At 58.0% G+C, this 8060-nt stretch carries 5 protein-coding genes; 2 read left to right on the top strand and 3 right to left on the bottom strand.

Going from position 1 to position 8060, the window contains the following annotated elements; translation table 11 throughout:
* Positions 1–521: 521 nt before the first annotated feature.
* From mtaB to ABYV26_RS15880, 3 genes are all read right to left on the bottom strand, one after another.
* Positions 522–1856 (bottom strand): tRNA (N(6)-L-threonylcarbamoyladenosine(37)-C(2))-methylthiotransferase MtaB, encoded by a 1335-nt coding sequence (gene mtaB / locus ABYV26_RS15890; protein ID WP_372682337.1) that lies wholly within the window; start codon positions 1854–1856, stop codon positions 522–524.
* Positions 1857–2223: 367 nt separating this feature from the next.
* Positions 2224–3264 carry a tRNA 2-thiouridine(34) synthase MnmA gene (mnmA, locus tag ABYV26_RS15885; RefSeq protein ID WP_372682336.1) on the bottom strand — a complete coding sequence of 347 codons (1041 nt, stop codon included), beginning with the start codon at positions 3262–3264 and terminating at the stop codon, positions 2224–2226.
* The gene (locus tag ABYV26_RS15880; RefSeq protein ID WP_372682335.1) at positions 3261–3689 is read right to left on the bottom strand and encodes an NIL domain-containing protein; all 429 of its coding nucleotides are present in this window, start codon (positions 3687–3689) and stop codon (positions 3261–3263) included. Before ABYV26_RS15880 ends, mnmA begins: the two co-directional genes overlap by 4 nt.
* 283 nt (positions 3690–3972) lie before the next feature.
* Between ABYV26_RS15880 and ABYV26_RS15875 the strand changes: the two genes are divergently transcribed.
* Positions 3973–6216, top strand: coding sequence for an alpha/beta fold hydrolase (locus ABYV26_RS15875; RefSeq protein ID WP_372682334.1), 2244 nt, complete (start codon positions 3973–3975; stop codon positions 6214–6216).
* Positions 6217–6615: 399 nt separating this feature from the next.
* On the top strand, positions 6616–7851 hold the full coding sequence (locus ABYV26_RS15870) for a M48 family metallopeptidase (RefSeq protein WP_372682333.1): 1236 nt from the start codon (positions 6616–6618) through the stop codon (positions 7849–7851).
* The last annotated feature ends 209 nt before the right edge of the window (positions 7852–8060 follow it).

Raw genomic sequence — 8060 nt, 5'->3', positions numbered from 1 at the left:
GGAGCGATAACGACCCGTTTTAGGTTTTAGGTGATTAGATCGTTGGGGACAACGATCGGTTTTATTGGTTTAACTGGTTGAATTGGTTGGGTTCTTTCGAACCGTTTTACGTTTTAGGTGTTAAGTTTTAAGTGAAGGGCGTAATTCGTTTGGATCGTTTGGAGCGATAACGACCCGTTTTAGGTTTTAGGTGTTAGGTGTAAAGAATTATTCGCAAATCGTGAGGCGGAAGGCGTACCCCCTCTACACCTCTTTCCTTCTGAACCTCTCTCCTTCTTCGCATTCCCCTGTTCACTGCTCACTGCTCACTGTTCACCCTTCACCGTTCACTGCTCACTGTTCACCCTTCACCGCTCACTGCTTACCGTTCACCGTCAACCGTAAACCGCAAACCGCCCTTTCCTTAACACCTAAAACGTAACACGTAAAACGTAACGCACTTTCCACGCCGCAAAGCATCCTGCCAATTCAACCAATTAAACAAATTTAACCAATTAGACCCACAACCCGTTCATTCGACCTTAAGAATGAACGATTCCTACCGGCACGCCGTCGGATGAAAGGCGCTGGATGTCGACCGGCTGGAAGGTATTGATCAGGTCATCCGGCCCATCGAAGCACACAGGAATGTAATTGTCCGAGAATCCTTTCAAGCGGCCGGTGGTTCGGTCACGGGCCGCTTCGACGAGGACGGTGACCACCTTGCCGACATGGCCGTGGTAGAATTCCCGCCGTTTTTTGGCCCCCAGCCGGCGCATCCTGGCGCAGCGATTTTTTATCACCTGCGCCGGGACCTGACCCTCGAACGAGAAGGCCGGGGTTCCCTCACGCGCCGAAAAGGGAAACACGTGAAGATAGGCCACGGGCAGGGACCGGATCAAGGCATAGGTGTTCTCAAAAGCCTGGTCCGTCTCGCCGGGAAAACCAATCAGCGTATCGACCCCGATGGCAGCATTGGGCAGCCGGCCGACGATGCCCTGGACCAGATCTTTGAAAAAGCCGGCACGATAAGGCCGGTGCATCCGCTCGAGGATCCCGTCGTCCCCGCTCTGCAGGGGGATGTGAAAGTGCGGGCAGAGCCGGCCCATGGTATCTTCACCGGAAGCGGCAAGGCCGATGATCGCATCGGTCAGTTCCACCGGTTCGATGGAACTGACGCGAACCCGATCGATGCTGCCGGCCTCGCGGATGCGTTCGAGCAGGTCGACCAACCGGATGGCCGGCGTCAGGTCGTGGCCGTAGCAGCCGATGTGGATTCCGGTGAGCACCGCTTCCCGGTAGCCCAGGCGCCCCAGCTGCTCGACCTGGTCCAACACCTGGTCCATGGGCAGGCTGCGGCTTCTTCCGCGCGCATGGGGCACGATGCAGTAGGTGCAAAAGGCGTTGCAGCCGTCCTGGATTTTTAGAAACGGACGGGTTCGATTGCCGTGGGCGATGCCTGGCAGGGACTGGAAGCGGCCGATATCGGCGATGTCCGCGCCGAGGGCCGGCGCTTCGTCGCTGGCTTGTGCGGGCGGGTGGGAATAGATCTGCCGCGGGATCAGGTGCTTGTCCCGATTGCCGACGACCAGGTCCACGCCGTCGATGGCGGCCAACTCCGCCGGCGCGGTCTGGGCATGGCAGCCGGTGACCACGATGCGCGCACCGGGATTGGCCCGGATGGCCTGACGAACGGCCTGCCGGCTCTGCATGGCGGCTTTGCGGGTCACCGTGCAGGTGTTGACGATCACCACGTCGGCCCTGCCCTCGTCAACGGCCGCAAAGCCTCGATCCGACGCCACCAGCGCATTGCGGATGGCTTCGGACTCGCACTGGTTGACTTTGCAGCCGAGGGTTTTGATGAAGATTTTTTTCATAAAAAATCGGTTTAATTGGTTTGTTGGTTTGTTGGTTGAGTTGGTTTAATTAGTTATATTGGTTTGATTGGTTCGATTAGTTTCGTAGGTTCACGGTTCTGGGTTCTGGGTTCGGCTTTGAGCTTATCAGCAATTATGTTTTGTGTTCACAGAAAAGCACTCAACTCCTTTCTATGCGACCAATTAAACCAATTAAACCAACTCAACAAACAAACCGCTACCCTTTGTCCTTTCAGAGATGGTAGATTGTGGCTCAGGCCAAGGCCGCAGCGAGGATGAACCCGGAGGCGTAGCAAGCGCTACGTCGAGGATTTCAACGGAGTGAGAACGCCGGCCTGGGCCGCAAGATGCCATCTCTGAATGAATCCTACCTTTCAATCCAACCGCCGCCTAATACCTCATCCCCCCGATAAAACACCGCCCCCTGCCCCGGGGTAACGGCAGCCTGAGGCCGGTCGAACCGAACCACGGCGCCGTCGAGGCCCACGGGAGAAACCGTCGCGGGCACGGCCCTGTGGCGGTAGCGGATGCGCGTGTCAGCCGATACGGGACCGTCGGGGACGCCGGCGATCCAGTTGACCCCCTTCACCCGGCAGCTGTCGGCAACCAGGTCATCCTTGAACCCAACCACCAGGCGGTTGCGCCGGGTGTCGATCCGCACCACGTAATAGGCCCGGCTCGCCGGGCAGTTGATGCCCCGCCGCTGGCCCACCGTATATTGATGCAGCCCGCTGTGGGCGCCCACCCGATTCCCGGCGGTGTCTACGATGTCTCCCGGCTGCGGACTGACACCGGTGGTGCGGACGAGAAAATCGGCATAGCCGGTCTCCCGGATAAAGCAGACATCTTGGCTCTCCTGCCGGGTCAACGGATGCAGCCCGTTTGCCGCCGCCAGCGCTTTCACCTCCGCCTTGGTCAGCGTCCCCAGCGGGAAACAGGCACGGGCCAGCTGATCCTGGGTGAGGCGGGAGAGAAAATAGGACTGATCCTTGGTTTCGTCCACGCCCCTGAACAGCCGATATCGCCTCCCCTGCCCCCCCTCCACCCGCGCATAGTGACCGGTGGCCAGACGTGAGGCACCCAGTCGGCGGGCCTCGTCCAGCAGCGCACCGAATTTGATCATCGGGTTGCACACCAGGCAGGGATTGGGGGTTTCCCCGTTTTGGTAGGCGGCAGTGAAATAGTCCACCACCATGGTTTTGAATGGCGCCTTCAGATCGACTACGACGACCCGAAGGTCCAGTTGCCGGCCCAGCGCCTCGATATCCCCGGAAGGCGGGTCGGTCGACGTTTCAAAACCGGTGAGGAAATGGATGCCGAAAACGTCGCGTTGCTGTTTTTTGAGCAGGTAGGCGGAAACCAGGGAGTCGACGCCGCCGGAAACGGCAATGGCGATGGCACCGCTCATTCAAAAAAAAGCTGGTTGGTGGGACGCACTTCCATGGCCCGCGGCGGGCATGCGGTGACGCAGAGTTCACAGACGCTGCACTTTTGCTGATCGAATTCCACCGCCATCTCCGGCCGTTTGACGGCCAGGGCGCCGGTGGGGCACACGGCCGTACAGGATCCGCAGTGCGTGCATTTCTTCTCGTTGCGCTTGATCTCCTGGGAGGCGTTCTGTACATCCACCCCCTGATTTTTCAGGTAGTTGACGCCATCTTTGAAATTCTTGCGGCTGCCGGAGACCTCCAGCACCATGAAGCCCTCTTTGCGGGGAAGAATGCCGGCATTCAGGATGTTGAACACCAGGTCATATTCCCGGGCCAGGTTGCAGACCAACGGCTTCTGAACTTCCGTGACGGGGAACCGCAATTTGAGTATTTTCGAATACACCTGTCGTCTCCGTATATATGCGTGGTGGTCCACCGAAATAAGGGGCGCTCACGCGTGTTGCCGACCAAGAATATTTACTTTATCCATCAGGCTGTGTAATTTAATTTTTTAACACGTCGAAGTCAACCTTGATGAACGCCTGGACAGTCGCATTTCAAAAGGTTTCGTAAAAAGCCTGAGATCAAGGCTTGCGAATCCCGAGGAATGAGGTGTACTTAAGGGTACTCCGCAGTGACGAGGGATAAAGCATAACGCAGATATCGGGTTTTTTACGGAACCGTCAATGAACCGCTTCGCATACCGCACCACCGGATTGGCCATTAAAACCATTGCCGGTCTCACGCGTGCCCGCCTGAACATCCATGACGCGGACCATATCCCCCATGGCCCCACCATTTTCGTGGTCAACCACTTCACGCGGATCGAAACCTTTCTGCTGCCCTACCACCTGCACCGCCTGACCGGGAAGCCGGTGTGGGCGCTGGCCGCCCCGGAGCTGTTCGTGGGCAGATTTGGACGATATCTGGAGCAGCTGGGTGCCGTCTCCACCCAATCGCCGGACCGGGACCGCTTGATGGTCAAAACCCTGCTCACCGCCGAAGCCTGCTGGATCGTATTTCCCGAAGGCCGGATGGTCAAAAACAAAAAGATCATGGAAAAGGGACGCTACATGATCTCCTACGCCGGCGGCAAGCACCCGCCCCACACCGGCGCCGCGACGCTGGCCTTAAGAACCGAATTCTACCGCCAGCGTATTGCCGATACGGCCCGCTGCAACCCGCCAGAGGCCCAACGACTGATAGACCGTTTCGAGCTGGCCTCCGCGGCGCGTGTCAGCCCTCAGACCACCCGCATCGTACCGGTCAATCTCACCTACTACCCGCTGCGTGCACGCGAAAACGCCCTCAGCCGCCTGGCCGGGCGCATGGTCGAGGAGCTGCCGGATCGCGTGGCCGAGGAGATCATGACCGAGGGGGCCATGCTGTTGTCCGGCGTGGACATCGACCTGCGCTTCGGTGAACCCATCGAAATCCAAAAAAACCTCTCCTGCCAGAAAATCCAGTGCGATATCCAGTCCCCTGCGTCCATCGGTTTCGACGACGCGATCCCCTCCCGCAAATTCATGCGCCAGGAAGCGCTGAAGATCATGCAGCGATACATGAGCGCCATCTATCGGATGACCACGGTCAATCACGACCACCTGTTTGTGGCCTGCCTGAAAAAATCGCCGGTCAGTCGCATCGACAAAGAGAATTTGAAACGCCGGGTGTTCCTGGTGTCACAACTGGAGGTGGATTCAGGCGGCGTTTATTTTCACAACAGCTTCGACAAAACCCAGGTGCATCTGCTCACCGACGACCGATACCGCAAATTCAGCGAGTTCGTGGACTTTGCCATGGAAAAGGGCGTGCTGGCGTCCAACGGTGGGCTTCTGGAAAAAAATACCACCCGCCTGGCCTCCATGTTCGACTTCCATCGATCCCGGATCGACAACCCCATTGCCGTCATGGCCAACGAAGTCGAGCCCTTGACCCGGCTTCAGCGCCGCATCACCCGCCTGTGCTGGCAGCCCGGGTTCTGGCTCAAACGCAAGGTGTCACGGCTGCTGATAAAACGGGCATTGGACGAATTCAATCGCGACTACCAGACGTTTTCCACGCTGAAGGCATCCAAGCCCAAGGACGTCGGTCGACCGTTTCTGATCAAAGGCGATCGCCGACGGGTGGGCGTGGTGCTGGCCCACGGCTACATGGCAGCCCCGGCAGAGGTGAGAGGTCTGGCCGACTACCTGGGGAAAATGGGGTTCTGGGTCTACGCCCCCCGCATGAAAGGGCACGGCACCGCCCCGGAAGATCTGGCCGGATGCACCTTTCAGGACTGGATCGATTCCATGGACAGCGGGTATGCCGTCATCAGCAACCTATGCCGCCGAGTGTTCGCCGGGGGATTTTCCACCGGCGCCGGCCTGGCCCTGGATCTGGCCCAACGGGTGCCTGCGGTGGAAGGCGTCTTTGCCGTGTCCACCCCGCTGCGGCTGAACGACATGGCCGCCCGCTTCGTTCCCGCCGTGGATGTGTGGAACCGCTTCATGGAACGGTTCAACCTGGACGAGGCCAAAAAAACCTTCGTGGACAACCATCCGGAGAACCCGCAGATCAATTATTTCAAAAACCCCATCGCCGGGGTCCGCGAATTGGAGCGGCTCATGTCGTCGTTGGAACCGAGGCTGCCGCTGATCACCGCACCGGCCCTGGTGGTCCAGTCTCGGGAAGACCCGGTGGTCAATCCCAAGGGAACCGAAAAGATATTCAAGCTGCTGGGTTCGACGGACAAGCAGATGGTGCTGTTTAACTTTCAGCGCCACGGCATCCTGCTGGGGGATGGCGCCAATCGCGTGTACCGGGCCATCGGCGATTTTCTGGATCACCTTCGCAAGCGGCCGTCAACGGCTTCACCGGCGGTTGGTGAACCACCGACGGAAGCAGCGCCCAAGCGCGGGGAACCCAGGGTGGAGGAAAGCAACTGACTGGAAAGTGAGAGACGTTTTAATTGGTTGAATTGGTTGAATTGGTTGGATGGGTTGGGTTGTGGAAAATGTGTTAAGTTTTACGTGTTAAGTGTTAGGAAAAAGCGGTTTACAGTTGCCGGTTGACGGTGAATGGTATGCAGTGAGCGGTGAAGGGTGAACAGTGAGCGGTGAACAGGGGAATGCGAAGAAGGAGAGCGGATAAGAAGGAAAGAGGTTTAGAGGGGGTGCGCCTTCCGCTTTACAATCAAAAAACCGGTAACCGTGAACCGAAAACCGTAAACCGTGTTTCGCTCTCAACGAATAAAACCATCTCACTCATAGAGAACCAGGGTAAGAGTCAAAAGCAGACTTGACCCCTTTACACAACTCAACCAACTCAACTGGGGTTGCTAATCAATGAACTGGATCGCCTGGACCATTCTTTTTTTTCTGATCGCCGATTTTTTGCTTCGTCTGGCGGCCGACCGGATGAACCTCAACGCACTGACCGATGAAATACCCAAACCGTTCCAAACGGTTTTCGACGCGGAGCGATACCGGCAGGCGCAAAGCTATCTGCGCACCCATACCCGTTTCGGGCAGATTACCGCGGCCGCGGACCTGCTCGTGCTGGTCGGCTTCTGGTTTGGCGGCGGCTTTGCCCTCGTGGACGCCTGGACCCGCTCGTTCGGTTGGGGTTCACTGGCCACCGGTTTGGCATTCATCGGGGTCCTTTCAGGATTGAAGGCCCTGGTCGACCAGCCGTTCAGCCTCTACGCCACCTTTGTGATCGAACAGCGTTTCGGATTCAACAAAACCAGCCCGGCCGTCTGGATCAAGGACCGCATCAAGGCCCTGCTCCTGGTCATGGGATTCGGCATCCCCCTGCTGGCCGGGGTTCTGGCCTTTTTCCAGCATGCCGGATCGAGCGCATGGATCTGGTGCTGGGCGCTGGTCACCCTGTTCATGATCGTGGTCCAGTTTATCGCCCCCACCTGGATCATGCCCTTGTTCAACCGGTTCGAACCGCTGGAAAGCGGTGAACTGAAAGATGCCATCATGAATTATGCCCGCGGCATCGACTTCTCACTGGACAACATCTACGTCATGGACGGCTCCAAACGCTCATCCAAATCCAACGCCTTCTTTACCGGCTTCGGCCGCCACCGGCGCATCGTGCTCTTCGACACGCTCATCGCCGGCCACACCATCGACGAACTGGTGGCTGTGCTGGCGCATGAAATGGGGCATTACCAGATGCGGCACATCCTGAAGATGATGGCGCTGGGGATCCTGCAGACCGGCATGCTGCTGTTTCTCATGTCCCTGTTCATCCACACACCGGCATTGGTCGACGCATTTTACGTGGAGCAGCCGTCGGTTCACGCCGGTTTGGTGTGCTTTGGCCTGCTCTACGCGCCGGTGGACTTTTTTCTGGGGATCTTCGGCCACTGGCTGTCCCGCCGGCACGAGTTTGCCGCAGACCGTTTTGCGGCAGCGACCACCGGGAAAACCCGCCCCATGGTCGAGGCCCTGAAAAAACTCAGCCTGCACAACCTGTCGAATCTGTCCCCGCACCCGCTGTATGTCTTCTTGAACTACTCGCACCCACCGGTGCTCCAGCGGATTGCGGCGTTGGAAAATAAGGATTGAGGAATTGGGGGATTGGGGAATTGGGGAATTGGGGTTCACGGTTTCCGATTGACGGTTGACAGTGAGGGGTGAATCGTGAATGGGGAACTGTGAGCAGTAAGCAGTGAGCAGTAAGCAGTGAGCAGAATGTGGGGCGGCCGTCTCGCCCGCCCAAGATGTATTGTTTCTGATTCATGGTGGGCAATGCCCACCCTCCATGCTTATGAGGT

Source organism: Desulfosarcina sp. (assembly GCF_041551955.1).
In the GTDB taxonomy this organism is placed as follows: Bacteria; Desulfobacterota; Desulfobacteria; order Desulfobacterales; family Desulfosarcinaceae; genus Desulfosarcina.
This window is presented reverse-complemented; position numbering and strand designations above follow the sequence as displayed.